Source organism: Lysobacter capsici, from assembly GCF_018732085.1.
GTDB classification, from domain to species: Bacteria; Pseudomonadota; Gammaproteobacteria; order Xanthomonadales; family Xanthomonadaceae; genus Lysobacter; species Lysobacter capsici_A.
Genome location: NZ_CP076103.1, coordinates 4,578,993 through 4,595,831, shown reverse-complemented (window position 1 = coordinate 4,595,831; position 16,839 = coordinate 4,578,993). Strand labels below are relative to the sequence as shown.

The following is a 16,839-nucleotide window of genomic DNA, read 5'->3' as shown; positions in this document are numbered from 1 at the left end:
CATGTGGGCGGCGGCGCGCGTGGTGAATCAAACAAGCGCGGGTGTCTGTGGATTCGCGGTCGCGGCTTGCGCCGCTCCTACGTGGGCTCCCTGTAGGAGCGACGCAAGCCGCGACACGTAGTTATCCGATCGCCGCGTTATCCGCAGGCCGATATCGCTTGATCACGAGGGTTGGACGCATGCCGGATATCGGCGCGATGCGGCCGGTCCAATCCGTGCCATGCAAACAAGAACGCCTTCGTTGCCGAAGGCGTCCTCGCCCCTGTCGACTTGGTCCGGCGCGCGCTTCGATGCGTCACGCGGGACTCATTGCTTATCGCGGCGCCCAACCGGCCAGTTCGCGCTGACTCAAACGTCCGTCGGCATCGCGGTCGGCGGTGGCGAAGTCGGCGGTCAGCGCCGGACTCAGACTGGCCTCGACCCGGCTGACGCTGCCGTCGCGGTTGGCGTCGAGCGCGCTGAAGTCGATGCGCGGCTCGATCGTTGCATCCATCGCGCGCGGCATCGTCTGCACGTTGGTGGCCGCGCCGGTGTGTTGCACCGCATCCGCGGTCGCCGACGCGGCGGCCTGGGCGGTGGTGGTGGCGTCGGTGGCGATCGAACTGGCGGTCATCGCATCGTTCATCGCCGCGCGCGCTTCGATCGCCGCGCCGGTCGGGTTGTTGCCCGACACCGCCGACGCCTGCGCCGAACGCGCGGCTTCGGCGGCACGACGGGCCTTGATTGCCGCGTCTTGGGCATCGAGCGCCGATTGCTTGGCATCGTAGGCGGTAGCTTCGGCAGTCAAAGCACCGCGTGCGGTCAATGCGCCTTCATCGCGGGTCGCCGCGGCGGCCTGCGCCGCGGCCTGTGCGGTCTGCGCGTCCTGACGCGCGGCGCGCGCTTCGGCCGCGGCCATTTCGGCCTTCTCGATCGCATCGTGCTTCGCCTGGACCTTGGACGGCACCTGCGCCTGCGCGCTGCCGGCGGACAATGCCGTCAGCATCGCTAGGGCGAGGAGGGTGCGCTTGGAGAAAGCGCGCTTGGAAAACGAATGGTTCGAGCGTTTCGCGTGCTGCTGCATGGCGGAGCCTCGCGTCGTTTGAGGGACGCCCCGACGCTAGACCGCGCAATATCAAGGCCGCGTAAATCTTCGCAACCCAGGCTGAACCTGCGCGCGGCGTCGACGCCTAATGCGACGCAGATCGCTCAATGCGTCGCGCGCATCGCCGCGACTGTTTACGCGCGATCAACCGAATGTAAGGTTTTCGTCGCGAGCGCCGCTTACTTCGGCGTGGCGAACACCGTGATCTCTTCGCGATCGTGATACAGCTGGCGCGCGCGCACGATCAGCGGGCGATGGGCCTGGTGTTCGAACGCTTCCAGACAGATGCGGGTTTCTTCCCAGCGCTTCTTCATCGGCAGCTTGAGGTTGAAGATTGCCTGCCGGCACCAGTTCTCGCGGAACCACGTCGCCATGCGCTCGGCCACGCGCGCCGGGGATTCGACCATGTCGCAGACCATCCAGTCCAGGGTGCGCCTGGGCTGCCAGGTGAAGCCGTCGGCGCGCAGATGATCCACGCGGCCGCTGTCGATCAGTTCCTGCTTCAGCGGCCCGTTGTCGACCGAGGTCACCATCATGCCGTTGCGCATCAGCACCCAGGTCCAACCGCCGGGCGCGGCGCCCAGGTCGGCGGCCTGCATGTTGTCGCGCACGCGGCGTTGGCGCTCGTCGGCATCGAGAAAGGTCAGCAGCGCTTCTTCGAGCTTGAGCGCCGAGCGGCTCGGCGCGTCGGGATGCATGCGCAGGCGCGGAATGCCGAGCGGCCACGGCGAGCTGTCGAGCGGATCGGACAGCGCGAGCATGGCGTGATCGCCGGCAACGAAGGCGACATGCAGGCGCGGTCGGCGCGCGTCGTCGGTCTTGCTGAGCCAGCCGGCCTTGCGCAGCGCCGGACGCAGCGCGTTGCCGAAGCTGCGCGCCAGGCCGGACAACTGCTTGCCTTCGTCGGAATCGGGATGTTCGACCAGCAACTCGCCGAACATCGACACGTTCAGGCCCGAGCCGCCGAGCGCATCGAGCGCGGCCAGCATCGGGGTGATGCGATCGGCCGGATTGAGATCGCTCAGGTCGGCGATGCGCACCAGTTTCTGCCGGGCGAAGATCAGCTGCGACCACGGCAGCGCGCGCGACAGGGCGTGGGCGTCCTCGACGATGAATTCGACGTAGCCGCTGTTGCGCTGGGTGCGCGCATAACCCGGGTGGCCGGCGATCGCGGCGCGTTCGTTCAATTCGGCGGCGAGTTCGGGCTCGAAGCCGGCGCGGCACCAACACAGCAGGGCGGACTCGGTCATCGTCGGAACTCACATGGGTTGCGGAGGTGCGGGTGTCTCAATGTAGGAGCGGCGCGAGCCGCGACCGCGACCTCACAGCGACGACGCAGGCGAGAGGTCGCGGTCGCGGCTTGCGCCGCTCCTACATAAAGCGGGGGATCAGTAGGAAACGCCGCTCTCGCCATAACGGCGCAGCACGTCGCAGGCCGCGTCGCGATGCAGGTCGCGACGCACCGCGATGCCGCGGCGTTCGAGTTCGCCGACCCAGTCCGCCGGCAGCGGACCTTCGTCGAATTCGGTCAGCCGCATCACGTCTTCCGAGCGCGCACCGATCAGCAGGTTGTTGATGCCGGCCCAGAAGCTGGCGCCGTAGCACATGCAGCACGGCTGGGCCGAGGTGGCCAGGGTCATCGGCCCGATCTCGTTGAGCCGGAACGCGCTCACCGCGGCCTGCGCGCACATGAAGGCCATCATCTCGGCGTGGGCGACCGAGCAGTTCTGCGGCACCACGCGGTTGACGCCGACGCCGACCACCAGGCCGTTGCCGTCGAACACCGCCGCGCCGAACGGGCCGCCGGTGCCCAGCTCGATGTTGTGCCGCGACAGTTCGATCGCCAGCGCAACCTTGTCGTCGTCGCCCAGGTAAGCGCGCTTGCGGTCGACCACTTCGTCGATCCAGCTCGGCAGCGCCAGGGTGACCGAGGCGGTCAGCAGGTTGGGGATCTTCGGGCTCATTCTTTCGACGCCCAGGTGTCGCGCAGGGTGACGCTGCGGTTGAACACCGGCCGGCCCGGGCTGTGGTCGTAGCGATCGGCGACGAAATAGCCCACGCGCTCGAACTGCAGCGCCTGCTCCGGCGCCACGTCGGCCGCGGACGGCTCGACGTAACCGGTCACGGAGCGACGCGAATTCGGATTCAGATGGTCCTGGTAGGTCTTGCCGTCGCTGTCGTCGTCGGGCGCGGACACGTCGAACAATCGGTCGTACAGCCGCACTTCGGCCTCAACGGCGTGGCGCGCGCGCTGACCCAGTGGATGGTGCCCTTGATCTTGCGATCGGCGCCGGCCATGCCGGGACGCGATTGGGGGTCGAGGGTGCCGCGTAGTTCGACGATCTCGCCCGCGTCGTTCTTGATCACTTCATCGCAGCGCAGGATGCCGGCGCCGCGCAGGCGCACTTCGCCGCCCGGAATCAGGCGCTTGAAGCCCTTCGGCGGCACTTCCTCGAAATCCTCGCGTTCGATCCACAACTGGTTCGAGAACGGCACCTGGCGCGAGCCGAAGCGCTCGTCCTTGGGGTGGTTGGAGAAGAGCAGCGACTCTTCGTGCGCGTCGTCCAGGTTGGTGATGACCAGCTTGAGCGGATCGATCACCGCCATGCGCCGCGCCGCGGCCGCGTCGAGGTCTTCGCGCAGGCAGCCTTCGAGCACCGAGTAGTCGATGGTCGAGTTCTGCTTGCTCACGCCCAGGCGATCGGCGAACAGGCGCAGCGAGGCGGGGGTGTAGCCGCGCCGGCGGATGCCCTGCAGGGTCGGCATGCGCGGGTCGTCCCAGCCGTCGACCAGACCTTCCTGCACCAGCACCATGAGCTTGCGCTTGCTCATCACGGTGTAGTTGAGGTTGGCGCGCGAGAACTCGATCTGGCGCGGGATCGCCGCTTCGTTCGGGTAACCCTTGGCCAGCAGCGGCGCGAGCAGTTCCGGCGAATTCGGCAGGTCGACCTTGGCCACGCACCAGTCGTACAGCGGGCGGTGGTCTTCGAATTCCAGCGTGCACAGCGAATGGGTGATGCCTTCGCACGAATCGCTGAGCGAATGGGCGAAGTCGTACATCGGGTAGATCGGCCAGGCGTCGCCGGTGTTCTGGTGGTCGACCTTCTTGATCCGGTACAGCGCCGGGTCGCGCAGGTTGATGTTGCCCGAGGCCATGTCGATCTTGGCGCGCAGGGTGCGCGCGCCGTCGGCGAACTCGCCCGCGCGCATGCGCCGGTACAGGTCGAGGTTTTCCTCGACGCTGCGGTCGCGGTACGGCGAATTGCGGCCCGGCTCGTTGAGCGAGCCGCGGTAGGCGCGTACTTCCTCGGCGCTGAGGTCGCACACGAACGCGTCGCCCTGGCGGATCAGCTTCTCGCCGGCCAGGTAGAACACTTCGAAATAGTCCGAGGCGTGGCGCAGCTCGGCCCAGTCGAAGCCGAGCCAGCGCACGTCTTCCTGGATCGCGGCGACGTACTCGGGGTCTTCCTTGGCCGGGTTGGTGTCGTCGAAGCGCAGGTTGCAGCGGCCGCCGAACTCGCCGGCGATGCCGAAGTCCAGCGCGATCGCCTTGGCGTGGCCGATGTGCAGGTAGCCGTTGGGTTCGGGCGGAAAGCGCGTGCGGATCGCTTGGTGCTTGCCGCTGGCCAGGTCGTCGCGAACGATCTGACGGACGAAATCCTGCTTGACCGCGGCCGTGGCGGCGGTGTCGGTCGGAATTTCGGGGGCCATGCGGGAGGGATCGGCAGACATGCTTTGCGGACACAGGAAAGGGAGAACCGGGAGTTTAGCCGTTGCCGGCATTCCGTGCTCCCGGCCCTGAACGGTCGCGGCCCTTGCCGGGTCGGGCCGATCGCCGCGCAGGACACAGCGTTCATGGGCCGGGCGCGCGCGGCCGGCGTATGCTGGGCGCAGACCCCGCAAGGCCCTGCGCCGAAGGAAGGACGATGAAAGTCGTCTACGAAGCCGCCCATCTGATCGATGCTCACCTGGTCCGGCATGCGCTGGAGGACGCCGGGATTCCGGTGTTCCTGCGCGGCGAAGCCCTGCTGGGCGGGATGGGCGAGCTGCCGGTGTTCGGCGCGGTGCAGGTGTGCGTGCCCGAAGCTGCCTGGCCGCAGGCGCGCGAGGTGGTCGACGCCTTGTCGCTGGGCGATCCGCCGCCCGAGGTCGCCGACGAGCCGGACCCGATCGGCGGCCTGCCGCCAACGGGCTGGCTGCCGGCTTGATGCCGCGGTCGCGCGTACTTCGGTCGCGCGCCTGAGCCACAGGCCACGGCGCTCTCGCGGCGCCGGCGGTTCGCGTCCACGGGCCGAACCGCATCCCACCGCTTTCTTATTCGATGCGCCGCCCGCGGCGCGACCGGCCCGCTGCCGGTCGCCGCGGCGGCGCCACCCGTCCGCGGCGATGGCTGTGGGCGGGGACGACCGGAGTCTTCGACATGCGATTGGCCAGTGATCTGTCCCGACTGCGGAGGCGCGCATGAACGCCGCCGCTCCCACTCATCCCTCGCGTACGCCGCTGCTGCAAATGTTGCTGGGCGCCAGCGTCATCAGCAGTTCGGCGGTGTTCGTCAAATGGGTCGAGATCGGCCCGGCCGCGTCGGCGTTCTGGCGCATGGCGCTGGCGGCGGTGATCCTGCTGGTGTTGCTCGGCCAGCCGTGGCGGCGCGGCCGCATGCGTCACTGGCGCCCGGACGGCCGGGTGCTCGGCCTGGTCATGCTCGGCGCGGCGTTCATGGCGCTGGACCTGTGGCTGTGGCATCGCAGCATCCTGTACGTCGGCGTGGGTCTGTCGACGCTGCTGGCGAATTTCCAGGTGTTCGTGCTGGCCGGCGTCGGCGCCTTGTTTCTCGGCGAACGGGCGGGCTGGCGGTTGTGGGTCGGTTTGAGCATGGGCCTGATCGGCCTGGGGCTGTTGCTCGCGCCGGGCTGGGAAAGCATGGACGCGCGTTTCCGCCTGGGCGTGGCGTTCGGCCTGGCCGCGGCTTTGGCCTACGGCGGTTTCCTGCTGGCGTTCCGCGCGGCGCAGGCGCGGCGTGGGTCGACGCCTAACGAGGCCTTGCAGTGGTGGTTGTGTCTGGGCTGCGCGGCGATGCTCGGGGTCAGCGTGCCGTTCGGCGGCGAGACGCTGCTGCCGGCGAGTGCGCACGATTGGTTGATCCTGACGGCGTATGCGGGGATCGCGCAGGTGCTTGGGTGGTTGGTGATCGGCCGGGCGATGCCGAAGTTGCCGGCGGGGGTGGTTGGTCTGTGTCTGTTGTTGCAGCCGTTGCTGGCTTATGTCTGGGATGTTTTGCTGTTCCATAAGTCGCTCGGGGCGATCGAGTTGGTCGGCATTGGCTTGTCGTTGGCGGGTATTTTTCTTGGGTTGGCGCGTGGGGATCAGCCATTGTTTTCGGTGCGGCGGGTTGGCGACGGTAGTTGAGTCGCGGGTGTTCCATGACGATCGCATCGCGACCTGCGCTGTAGCCGTATTCCCGCGGTCGCGGCTCGCGCCGCTCCTACAGGTAGGCCATGCGGCTTGAGCCCGAAGCCGTGCAGTTCATCCAGCGCTGCGAGGCACCTAACTCGCGAGAACAAAAGCACACCCGGAGGGCGGCGCACAGGGATGTGCGCCGTGCGCCACCGGGACAGGATGTCCCGTGTGGCGCATGCCTGCGTCTGCACCGATCGTGCGGGCACTTGATTCAAAGAAAAGCGTTTTTCTTTGGTTACCTTTCTTTTGTCGCTTTAGACAAAAGAAAGTGACCCGCCGCTTTAGTGGCGGAAGCTTTTGATCCTGCTTGCAGCTCTAAAGGCTTCAAAGCTTTGAAGCTCTAGAGCTTATGAAGCCAAAGGCAAGATCAACGGCTTTCGTCCGCAAGCGGCCAAGTTACTTTCTTTTGTCAAAAGCGACAAAAGAAAGGTAACCAAAGAAAAACGCTTTTCTTTGAATCAAGTGCCCGCAAGTGCGGTGCTTACGCGGGCACGCGCCACACGGGACATCCTTGTCCCGGTGGCGCGCGACGCGCATCCATGCGCGTCGCCCTCCGGGTGTGCGTTTGTCAACGCGAGCTACATGCCTCGCAGCGCTGGGAATGAAATCTGACATCAGGAGAAAGCCGCATGGCCCACCTGTAGGAGCGGCGCGAGCCGCGACAGCGCCACAGCGACTACGGCGCAGGTCGCGACGTGTGCGCCATCGCGCAGTCGCGGCTTCCGCCGCTCCTACAGGGGTAGGTGAGATTCTTTCGTGGGAGGGGCTTCAGCCCCGACTCGCATCCTCAAACGAGGACGAACCTAACCCACTCAAGAACACTCAATCAACGAGGCCCACCACAGCGATACCAATCCAGTTGAATGAACCCATTCTCCTGCGCAATCTCGTGGTCATAACACCCCTGCGTCCCCACACTGCGATGCCGCTGCGTCGAATGCCCCGTCGCATGCCGCTCCGGACGCGGGACCCCGTAATTCCAGCCCGCATCGCCCTCGAAACTGTTGCGCGTGGCCTGCGCCACCAGCGTCTGCCCCAGTCCCGGCGTCTGCAAGGCATTGGCTTCGTCGAAAATCTTCATCGTGGTCACGATGCGCTGGTAATTGCCCGACGGCACCACGCTGATCGAACCGTCCAGGCCGAAACGCTGCGACTGCACCGCGACCGTCGGCAAGCCGCGACCGATCCGGGTGACGGTCTGGGTGTCGTTCCATTCCCCCTTCACACCATCGGGATTTTCCTCGGCGCCCCAGGTGTGCAGATTGTCGTTGCCGACGATGCGGTCGATGCTGGTGAATTCGCGGCCCTTGGAGGTGTCGACATAGCCGCTCGCGCGCAAGCGATGGCCGCCGCGGGTGTCGAGCTTGAACGTGCCGTCCGGCAAGGCGGTGTAGACGGATTTGGCCGCCAGCGGGGTGAGTTCATAACTCAGCAGGCGGCCGCCGGTGGCGCCGCGGCGGGCGTCGGTCCAGGCTTGCAGGTTCGGCTGCAAGGTCCAGCCCGACGCGCCGTCGGGCAGGTTGGCGACGCGGAAACGCACCTCGTGCGCGCGGCCGTCGTTGACCAGGCCGATGAAGGGCGTGAGGTCGTAGCGGATCGGTTCGATGTTGAACGCGCGCGGCGCCGGGATCACGTACCACAGGAACGGGTTCGACCAACCGCCGGTGTAGATGTGCGGGTAGGGCATGGCGATGCCGGCGACGCGGCCGTCGATCAGCACCTGCACCTCGCGGTACGGGCCGTGCTGGGCCGGGCAGGAGTAGTTCGCTTCCGGCGGCGCGGTGAAGTACCAGAATTCCTCGCAGCCGCCGCCCGAACCGGTCGCGTAGACCTCGCCGAGCCAGCGCGTGGCATTGGCCGGCAAGGTGTAGTCGCCGATCAGGTCGGCGCCGTCGCGGCGTTCGTTGGCCAGCGGCGTGACCACGTCGGCGCTGTCGAGTGCCCGATGGCGACGATCGGCGGTGTAGAACACCACCCGCGCCTGCACGTAGATCACCCCGGTGTAAGTCTCGTTGACTACGTTGCCTAGGTACATGCGCACTGCCTGCGGCGACTTCAGCAGCGAGGCGTAGGCGCTGATGTCTTTTTCGACATGCCAGCCGATGCCGTCGCGCGAAGGTTCGGGCGTGCTGGTCGACAGCACGGTCATGCCGGCGATCTGCAGATAGCCCAGGCGATCGAATTGAACGCCCTTCACCTGGCCGTCCATTTCCAGCACGACCTTGCTCCACGGCCCGGGGCAGGCGGCCGGCGGCGCGATCGTGCCGGGATGCCAGTCGAAATCGGCGAACGCGGTGTCGAGGATTTCGACCGTGCAGCTGCGGGTGTCGGGACGCGCGACCGCCGGATCGGCGGTGCGCGGATCGTCCCAGTCGCTGCCGAATTCGTCGGCGGCATGGGCGGGCGCGGCGAGCGACAGCGCGGCCGACAGCAGGCCGGCCACGAGCGAGCCGGCGCGGAACAGGTGAGGGTTCATGAGCCAAGTCCTGGAAAGAGGGCGAGGGCCGTCCAGGCGGGCGCAGCACCGTCGCGGTGCGCACGCTCGGACGGGCGGGGCCCTTCGAGCTTCCCGGGTTTGGCCGCGAGCGACAAGCCGTGCGCGCGCGATCGGCGCTTGAATCCTGCGACACATGCCGCATTTCATCGGCAGGGCATTCGCCCGCAGCAATCCCCCGCGACAATCGACGATACGGAGGCGAGACGATGGCCGGTTCATTCATTCCTGGCGTAGGCGCGTTCAAGCAGCGGCTGCCGCAGCGCGAAGACGCGTTGCCCGGGCGCGCGCAGGAACTGCCGTTGCACAACCGTCACTTCGTCAACGGCCAACCCTTGCGCGACGCCTTCGCCGGGCTGGCGCGGGTGCAGTTCGGCATGGGCTGTTTCTGGGGCGCCGAGCGCAAGTTCTGGACCGTGCCGGGCGTGGTCACCACCGCGGTCGGCTATTCGGGCGGTTACACGCCCAATGCGACCTACCGCGAAGTGTGCAGCGGCCAGACCGGTCATACCGAGGCGGTGCTGGTCGTGTACGACCCCAAGCAGATGGCGTTCGAGGATCTGCTGAAAGTGTTCTGGGAAAGCCACGACCCGACCCAGGGCATGCGCCAGGGCAACGATGCCGGCACCCAGTACCGCTCGGCGATCTACTGCGAAGACGAAAGCCAGTACCAGGCCGCGCTGGCCAGCCGCGATGCGTTCCAGGCCAAGCTGCGCGAGGCCGGTTTCGGCGACATCACCACCGAAATTCCCGAGCCGCCGGCACCGGTGTTCTATTACGCCGAGGACGAACACCAGCAGTACCTGGCCAAGAACCCGATGGGGTATTGCGGCCTGGGTGGGACCGGGGTGAGTTGTCCGATCGGGGTGGTGTGATCTTGCGGGTCTGAATCGGCCACGTGAATCGGCGATGTGAATTTGCAAGTGGCTCGGACAGTCCGCGGTAACTGGTAACCCATGATCGATGCAGGCCGCGAGGCCTTTTGTAGGAGGGGCTTCAGCCCCGATGCTCCTTTTTCAGATCGCCGCGTCTGATCGGAAAGCATCGGGGCTGAAGCCCCTTTCACAAAAGACCTCGCGGTTTTTCGTCTGGTGGGTCTGATTCGCTCGCCTGCGAGATCGCCGCACGGCGATGCGAGAGATGCCGACTCGTCGGTGCGGTGAGTTCGCGGTCGCGGCTCGCGCCGCTCCTGCGGTCGGCCTGCGGCGATGCAACGTTTCCGACTGTAGGAGCTGCGCAAGCTGCGACCGCGACACTCGACTGACGACGCAACTCCAACGGCCGATCGACGACACGACTCCAACAGCGCCACCCATCTCAAACAGCCGTATCAAGCCGCCTCAATGCGGCCCGCGCGCACTCTTGCGCTTCTCACCCGCCAACCGCGGCGGCTGCAACAACGACGCCGGCAACTTGCGCAACTCCAGCGCCAGCTGCATCAGGAAGTCCGACATCGCCGAACTGCGCCGCCACAGAATGCCGATCTGCCGATGCGGCGATTCGCCGTTGAAACGCAACAGGTGGATGTCGGGCGAGGGCGGCACCGGCGGCTGCACCGACAGCATCGGCAGCAAGGTGATGCCGACCCCGGACGCGACCATCTGCCGCAGCGTCTCCAAGCTGGTGGCGCGGAACCCGTCGCGTTCGTCGGCGCCGGCCAGGCGGCACACGTCCAGCGCCTGTTCGCGCAGGCAATGGCCTTCTTCGAGCAGCAGCAGGTGCTGGTCGTCGAGATCGTGCAGATCGAGCGAATCGCGCCCGGCCATCGGATGCTGCTGCGGCACGGCGAGCAGGAACGGTTCGTCGAACAGCGGCTCGACATGCAGTTGATCGTCGTGGATCGGCAGCGCGAGCAGCCCGGCGTCGAGTCGGCCGTCGCGCAGGCGCGCGAGGATCTGGTCGGTCTTCTCTTCGACCAGCAGCAATTCCAGGCGCGGAAACCGCTTGCGCAGCCCCGGCACCACATGCGGCAACAGATACGGCCCCAGGGTCGGGAACAGGCCCAGGCGCACCGAGCCGGCCTCCGGGTCCTGGCTGCGGCGGGCGATTTCGCTCATCTGCTCGACATCGGCGATGACCTTGCGCGCGCGCTCGGCGATGTCGCGCCCGACCTGGGTCAGCATGACCCGCCGCGGCGCGCGCTCGACCAGCGACACGCCCAGTTCCTCTTCGAGCTTCTTGATCTGGGTCGACAGCGTGGGCTGGCTCACGAAACTGGCCGCGGCCGCCCGGCCGAAGTGCTTGTGATCGGACAGAGCGACCAGATATTTGAGATCACGAAGGTTCATGCGCGGCCTGTCAATTGAGTGTGGCTATCGGCATAATAGGAACAATTCATTTCATTTATCAATTGCTGTGCCGCAACATACGGCACATAGGTTGCGCCCTTCGGCACTAACCCACCCCTTTCCAACCCCTCCCATCCTTTCAAGGAGTCATCCGCATGCTTTCGATCGGCGAAAAGTTCCCGAAATTCAAGGTCAAGGCCACCGTTGGTATCGACAGTCTCGATAGCGCGTTCGCCGACATCGACAACGACACCTACAAGGGCAAGTGGCTGCTGGTGTTCTTCTACCCGAAGGACTTCACCTTCGTGTGCCCGACCGAGATCAAGGGCTTCGGCGACCTGAACCAGCAGTTCCTCGACCGCGATTGCCAGGTGCTGGCCGCGTCGACCGACAGCGAGTTCGTCCACCTGGCGTGGCGCAAGGACCACAAGGACCTGCGCGACCTGCCGTTCCCCATGCTGGCCGACATCAAGAAGGACCTGACCTCCTCGCTCGGCATCCTGACCGACGATGGCGTCGCCCAGCGCGCGACCTTCCTGGTCGATCCGGACGGCATCATCCGTTTCGTCTACGTCACCGACGGCTCGGTCGGCCGCAACCCGCAGGAAGTCCTGCGTGTGCTCGACGCGCTGCAGACCGACGAGCTGTGCCCGTGCAACTGGAGCCAGGGCGAGAGCACCCTCAAGGTCGCCTGATCCACGCGGTTTTCCGCGCCGATCGTTCGACCGGGAGTGACCTCCCGCGGAGCCGGATTCCGTGACCCGGCTCCCCTCTGGTTCTACTGCGCTGCCGGTTTCGGCCGTCGGCGCAGATTTCTCTGGCAGTACGCCCGCATGTGGCCGCTCGCAGCAGCCAACCTCCCTCCCATGCGGGATGCCCGCAGCCGGGGCTCGCCCCGGCTGCACTTCTTCCGATCCATTTCGTTTCGTCGTCGACCCCGCCAGCCGTGCGCTTGCGCATGCCCGCCAGGCGATGACGCGTGTCCGTCGCACGACGGATCTTTCGCCGCCTTTCAAGGAGCCTTCGATGAGCCTTTCCGATCTTCGCAACTCGCTTCCCGATTACGCCAAGGACCTCAAGCTCAACCTCGACAGCGTGCTCAGCGACGCCGGTTCGCCGGGCCTGGACGCCAAGCAGATTCGCGCCATCGCGCTGGCGTGCGCGATCGCCTCGCGCTACAAGCCGTTCGCCGCGGCGATCGAGGAATTCGCCGCCGAAAAGCTGTCGCCCGAAGAGATCAACGGCGCCAAGGCCGCGGCCGCGGTGATGGCGATGAACAACATCTATTACCGCGCCACCCACCTGATCCAGAACGAAGAGTACGGCCAACTGCGCGCCGGCCTGCGCATGAACGTAATGGCGAACCCGGGCATCGACAAGATGACCTTCGAACTGGCGTCGCTGGCGGTATCGGCGATCAACGGTTGCGGCGCCTGCATGGACTCGCACGAGAAGGTGTTGCGCAAGCACGACATCAGCGCGCAGGGCGTGCAGAGTGCGCTCAAGATCGGCGCGGTGGTGCATGCGGTGGCGGTGACGTTGGAGCAGATGTGATCGGTTGATCGCCCTTGGCGGCCGTATCGCGAAAACGCCGGCGAAAGCCGGCGTTTTTGTTTGCGGCTCATGCCGGGATCAATGCCGTTTTCGGGTGGCGTTTGGATGGCATGGAAACCTGAAATTGCATTTCGGTGCGTCACCGCTATTGCCACCGCACTGGCCTAGCCTGCCTGTGCCTGTGCCTGTGCCTGTGCCTGTGCCTTAGCCTGCGCTTGCGCCTTAGCTTTTGCTTGCGTCTTAGCTGTTGGCTCTTGGCTTGAAGCCGCTCAGTTCATCCAGCGCTGCGAAGCCGCTAACTCGCGTTAGCAACCGCACACCCGGAGGGCGGCGTGCAGGATGCACGCCGTGCGCCACCGGGACATGGATGTCCCGTGTGGCGCATGCCTGCGTCTGCACCGATCGTGCGGGCACTTGATTCAAAGAAAAGCGTTTTTCTTTGGTTACCTTTCTTTTGTCGCTTTAGACAAAAGAAAGTAACTCGGCCGCTTGCGGACGAAAGCTGTTGATCCTGCCTTTGGCTTCAAAGGCTCTAAAGCTTCAAAGCTTCAAAGCTTCAAAGCTTTAAAGCTTCAAAGCTTTAAAGCTTTAAAGCCTCAAGAGCTGCAAGCAGGATCAAAAGCTTCCGCCACTAAAGCGGCGGGTCACTTTCTTTTGTCAAAAGCGACAAAAGAAAGGTAACCAAAGAAAAACGCTTTTTTGTGAATCAAGAGCCCGCGCGTGCGGAGTTGACGCAGGCATGCGCCACACGAGACATCCTGTCTCGGTGGCGCACGGCGCACATCCATGTGCGCCGCCCTCCGGGTGTACTTTTGTTCTCGCGAGGTAGTCGCCTCGCAGCGCTGGATGAGCTGCGCGACTTCAGGCTTAAGCCAAAAGCTGCGTGCCTCCCTGTAGGAGCGGCGCAAGCCGCGACCGCGAAAACACAACTACGACGATGCAAGGAAACCCAACATCGCCGGGACGGCTTTTGTGGGAGGGGCTTCAGCCCCGACGCCTTCCGACCCGATCAGATCGAATCAAGACAAAAAGCCGGCCCGCGACAACATCGCGAACCGGCCCCGCATCCAAACCTCACCGAACCTCGAACTCATAAATCCGCGTAGCCGGATCCCCGTTCTGCGTCGGCGTGGTCACATTGAGCTTGATATAACGCGCCGACGTAGCCGTGATCGCATGCGTCGAACTGCTGGCGGTGTTGGCCGTCGCGCTCACCGGCGTGCTCCAGGTGCTCCCATTGCTTGAAGTCTGGATAGTGAACGCCTTGCTGTTCCAACTCGCCGATTCGCCACCCGCGCCGGCATGCTTGACCGTGAACCCGCTGACGGTCTGCGCCGAACCCAGATCGACCTGCAGCCACGCCGGCGAGGCGAGCGAGCAGAACTTGTCGGTGGTGCCGCCGGAGGTGCTGCCGTTGACCGCCTTCGCCGCCGATTCGTTGCTGTTGCACGCGGCCGAACTGGTGACCGGCTTGTTGAGCGCGAGGTTGACGTTGCCCGCGCCGACCGACACCGTCTGGGTCTTGGTGTTGGTCGCGCCGCCGTTATCGGTCACGGTCAGGGTGACGGTGTAGTTGCCGGCGCTCGCGTAGGTGCGCGAAGGATTGGTCGCGGTGGAGGTGCCGCCGTCGCCGAAGTTCCAACTGCGCGAGACGATGCTGCCGTCGGCGTCGCTGGAGGCGTCGCTGAAATTCGCGGTCAGCGCGCTGATGCTGACGCCGAAGTTGGCCACCGGCGCGGTGTTGCCGCTGAGGGCGTTGTTGATCGCCGCCGCGTACTGCGCGCTGGTGCCTTGCGACCAGCAGGCCTGGATGTCGTCGTACAGCCACAGGAAACCGCCGCTGATGCCGGCGCTGGTCTTCCAGCCGGCCATGCGGGTGTTGACCTGCGCCGGGCTGTCGCCGGCGCTGCAGCCGCTGCCGTGTTTGGTCCACAGGCCGGGCATGACGGTCATGCCCATCGCCGTGTTCCAGGTGGCCGGATTGTTGCCGGCGCCGCCGTCGTAGACCTGCAGATAGATACGGTCGACCGACGCGCCCAGGTTGTCTTTCACGCCCTTCCAGAAGCTTTGATTGGTGTAGGGCGCGAAGGTGATCTTGTAGCCCAGCCCGACCAGCATCTGGCCGAAGGTGGTGGTGTCGGCCACGTTGTAGTGGCTCTCGTCGTCGAAGTTTACCGCGTCGGCGCCGGTGGCGGTCTTCAATGCCTGGAAATTGCGGTACAGGATGCTGCCGCTGCCGGTGCCGCAGGCCACGGTGGTGCCGCAGCCGGCGGCGGTGCCGTTGGCCAGCTTGGACATGCGTTCGAAGTCGGGCACGCCCCAGGCGCCGATCGAGACTTCCACGCGCTTGACCGAGGTCGGCGCGGTTTTCAGCGTCGCCAGTCGCGCCGGCCAATCGGCGTCGGCGCCGACGTAGGCGCCGTTCTTGACGATCGGGATGTCGTTGTAGACCAGATCGCCGTTGTCCTCGATGTGGACGCTCCACAGGAACACCGTGGTGAAGCCCGAGTTGCGCAGATCGTTGATCACGGTCTGGCCGCCGGAATAGAACGGGCCGCCGCCGAAGATCGCCGATTCGGCGCCGATCGCGGCCGGTGCGGCCAGGGCGAGGGTCAACGCGGCGAGGGCGGGAGCGAGGCGGCGATGCGGCCGCGACGAAGGCGTGTTGGAAGTCGACATGGAACGATCCCCTGCGATGGGCGCCGCGAGCGACGCGATGAGCGAATGCGCGCAGGCGCCGGGCGAGCGTCGGCTCGCAGGCGTTCCCTCGCGCTCCTGGCCGCCAACGGCAGCGACGGCGCCGACAGTGCGAGCGCGGATTTCGCCGTGTCAAGATTTAGATCGATTTAAATAGGGTAAAACAGTCTAAACCCGACACCGCGGCGGTTTTTTTCCAGAGCAATCAATGCGCTGCCGTGGCAAGCAGCGAAACTCGCGAATTCGACCGAGTCGACACAATCGGACCGCGCCGCGTTGCGCCGCAACACGCTTGTGCGCGTTGCTGTCGTCGGCCGCATTCGGTTCGGCGCGGACGCCTTGATCGCCGACCGGTGTGTTTCGGCAAGGCCGGCGCGATGCGCTCGCGTACCATGGCGATCCTGCCCGTGAGTCGAGACCGCCCCGCGATGATCCGCGTCGATGCCCTGTTGCGTGATGCGCGCGCGCGCGTGGAGCCGAGCGATGCCGAGTTGCTGCTGTGTCACCTGCTGGGCAAACCGCGTAGTTGGTTGTTCGCGCACGGCGACGACGTGCTCGACACGCAAGCCGCCGCCGCGTTCGCCGCGTTGATCGAACGCCGCGCGACGGGCGAGCCGGTGGCATATCTGACCGGCCGGCGCGGATTCTGGCGCTTCGATCTGCGGGTCAGCGAGGCGACCTTGATCCCGCGGCCGGAAACCGAATTGCTGGTCGAGCTGGCCCTGGATCGCTTGCCCGGATCGGGCGTGCGGCGGGTCGCCGATCTGGGCACCGGCAGCGGCGCGATCGCCCTGGCGCTGGCCTGCGAACGCCCGAGCGCGCGGGTGATCGCCGTCGATGTCAGCCCGGCGGCGCTGGAGATCGCGCGTGGCAACGCGCTTGAGCTTGATTTACACAACATCGAATTCCGTCAGGGCGATTGGTTCGCACCGCTGGCCGGGGAATCGTTCGATCTGATCGCGAGCAACCCGCCGTATATCGAAACCGACGATCCGCATCTGGCGCAGGGCGATCTGCGCTACGAACCGGCCGGCGCGCTGGCCTCGGGCGCCGACGGGCTGGATGCGATCCGGATCATCGCCCGCGAGGCGCCCGCGCATCTGCATGCGGGCGGTTGGCTGTTGATCGAACACGGCTGGGAGCAGGGCGAGGCGGTGCGCGCATTGTTGACCGCCGCGGGCCTGATCGACGCGGCGACGCAGCGCGACTGGGAAGACCGCGACCGGGTGACGCTCGCGCGCAAACCGCTCGATGGCGCGTGACGC

At 65.9% G+C, this 16,839-nt stretch carries 15 protein-coding genes and 1 pseudogene; 8 read left to right on the top strand and 8 right to left on the bottom strand.

All coding sequences use genetic code 11. The features are described from left to right. Nucleotides 1-313: 313 nt before the first annotated feature. From KME82_RS19155 to KME82_RS19140, 4 genes and pseudogenes are all read right to left on the bottom strand, one after another. Nucleotides 314-1,063 carry a hypothetical protein gene (locus KME82_RS19155; protein WP_215495438.1) on the bottom strand — a complete coding sequence of 250 codons (750 nt, stop codon included), beginning with the start codon at nt 1,061-1,063 and terminating at the stop codon, nt 314-316. Nucleotides 1,064-1,263: 200 nt separating this feature from the next. Then, a complete protein-coding gene (gene rlmM, locus KME82_RS19150; RefSeq protein ID WP_215495437.1) occupies nt 1,264-2,334 on the bottom strand; it encodes a 23S rRNA (cytidine(2498)-2'-O)-methyltransferase RlmM in 1,071 nt (356 codons plus the stop codon). 138 nt (nt 2,335-2,472) lie between these two features. Further along, on the bottom strand, nt 2,473-3,027 hold the full coding sequence (locus KME82_RS19145) for a nucleoside deaminase (protein ID WP_036115615.1): 555 nt from the start codon (nt 3,025-3,027) through the stop codon (nt 2,473-2,475). Between the two features lie 17 nt (nt 3,028-3,044). Then, nucleotides 3,045-4,795, bottom strand: a pseudogene (locus KME82_RS19140) (glutamine--tRNA ligase/YqeY domain fusion protein). Nucleotides 4,796-5,010: 215 nt separating this feature from the next. Here KME82_RS19140 and KME82_RS19135 point away from each other — a divergent pair. After that, nucleotides 5,011-5,292, top strand: coding sequence for a DUF2007 domain-containing protein (locus KME82_RS19135; protein WP_215495436.1), 282 nt, complete (start codon nt 5,011-5,013; stop codon nt 5,290-5,292). Between the two features lie 253 nt (nt 5,293-5,545). Next, a complete protein-coding gene (locus tag KME82_RS19130) occupies nt 5,546-6,490 on the top strand; it encodes a DMT family transporter (protein WP_215495435.1) in 945 nt (314 codons plus the stop codon). 877 nt (nt 6,491-7,367) lie between these two features. Here the strand turns inward: KME82_RS19130 and KME82_RS19125 are convergent. Further along, on the bottom strand, nt 7,368-9,017 hold the full coding sequence (locus tag KME82_RS19125; RefSeq protein WP_215495434.1) for a peptide-N4-asparagine amidase: 1,650 nt from the start codon (nt 9,015-9,017) through the stop codon (nt 7,368-7,370). 242 nt (nt 9,018-9,259) lie between these two features. On the opposite strand from KME82_RS19125, the gene msrA reads away from it, so the two are divergent. Together msrA and KME82_RS27210 are read left to right on the top strand one after the other, a co-directional pair. Then, the gene (msrA, locus tag KME82_RS19120) at nt 9,260-9,910 is read left to right on the top strand and encodes a peptide-methionine (S)-S-oxide reductase MsrA (RefSeq protein ID WP_215499135.1); all 651 of its coding nucleotides are present in this window, start codon (nt 9,260-9,262) and stop codon (nt 9,908-9,910) included. A gap of 88 nt (nt 9,911-9,998) precedes the next feature. Next, the gene (locus tag KME82_RS27210; RefSeq protein ID WP_430538740.1) at nt 9,999-10,136 is read left to right on the top strand and encodes a DUF6053 domain-containing protein; all 138 of its coding nucleotides are present in this window, start codon (nt 9,999-10,001) and stop codon (nt 10,134-10,136) included. A 239-nt stretch (nt 10,137-10,375) separates the two neighbouring features. Here KME82_RS27210 and KME82_RS19115 read toward each other — a convergent pair whose 3' ends face one another. Continuing rightward, a complete protein-coding gene (locus KME82_RS19115; RefSeq protein WP_215495433.1) occupies nt 10,376-11,323 on the bottom strand; it encodes a LysR substrate-binding domain-containing protein in 948 nt (315 codons plus the stop codon). 155 nt (nt 11,324-11,478) lie between these two features. Here KME82_RS19115 and KME82_RS19110 point away from each other — a divergent pair, with 155 nt between their 5' ends. The 3 genes from KME82_RS19110 (at nt 11,479) to KME82_RS19100 (ending at nt 13,558) form a co-directional block, all read left to right on the top strand. Then, nucleotides 11,479-12,018, top strand: a complete 540-nt coding sequence (locus tag KME82_RS19110; RefSeq protein WP_252255423.1) for a peroxiredoxin — start codon at nt 11,479-11,481, stop codon at nt 12,016-12,018. Nucleotides 12,019-12,349: 331 nt separating this feature from the next. Continuing rightward, complete coding sequence (locus tag KME82_RS19105; protein WP_215495432.1) at nt 12,350-12,877, top strand: carboxymuconolactone decarboxylase family protein; 528 nt, start codon at nt 12,350-12,352, stop codon at nt 12,875-12,877. A 489-nt stretch (nt 12,878-13,366) separates the two neighbouring features. Further along, nucleotides 13,367-13,558: a hypothetical protein gene (locus tag KME82_RS19100; protein ID WP_215495431.1), complete on the top strand. Its 192-nt coding sequence runs from the start codon at nt 13,367-13,369 to the stop codon at nt 13,556-13,558. 248 nt (nt 13,559-13,806) lie between these two features. Here KME82_RS19100 and KME82_RS27205 read toward each other — a convergent pair whose 3' ends face one another. Both KME82_RS27205 and KME82_RS19095 read right to left on the bottom strand, forming a co-directional pair. Continuing rightward, nucleotides 13,807-13,887 carry a hypothetical protein gene (locus tag KME82_RS27205; protein WP_430538855.1) on the bottom strand — a complete coding sequence of 27 codons (81 nt, stop codon included), beginning with the start codon at nt 13,885-13,887 and terminating at the stop codon, nt 13,807-13,809. 64 nt (nt 13,888-13,951) lie between these two features. Continuing rightward, nucleotides 13,952-15,556 carry a PKD domain-containing protein gene (locus KME82_RS19095; RefSeq protein ID WP_215495430.1) on the bottom strand — a complete coding sequence of 535 codons (1,605 nt, stop codon included), beginning with the start codon at nt 15,554-15,556 and terminating at the stop codon, nt 13,952-13,954. Between the two features lie 410 nt (nt 15,557-15,966). Between KME82_RS19095 and prmC the strand changes: the two genes are divergently transcribed. Further along, the gene (gene prmC / locus KME82_RS19090; RefSeq protein ID WP_430538854.1) at nt 15,967-16,836 is read left to right on the top strand and encodes a peptide chain release factor N(5)-glutamine methyltransferase; all 870 of its coding nucleotides are present in this window, start codon (nt 15,967-15,969) and stop codon (nt 16,834-16,836) included. Nucleotides 16,837-16,839 lie beyond the last annotated feature (3 nt).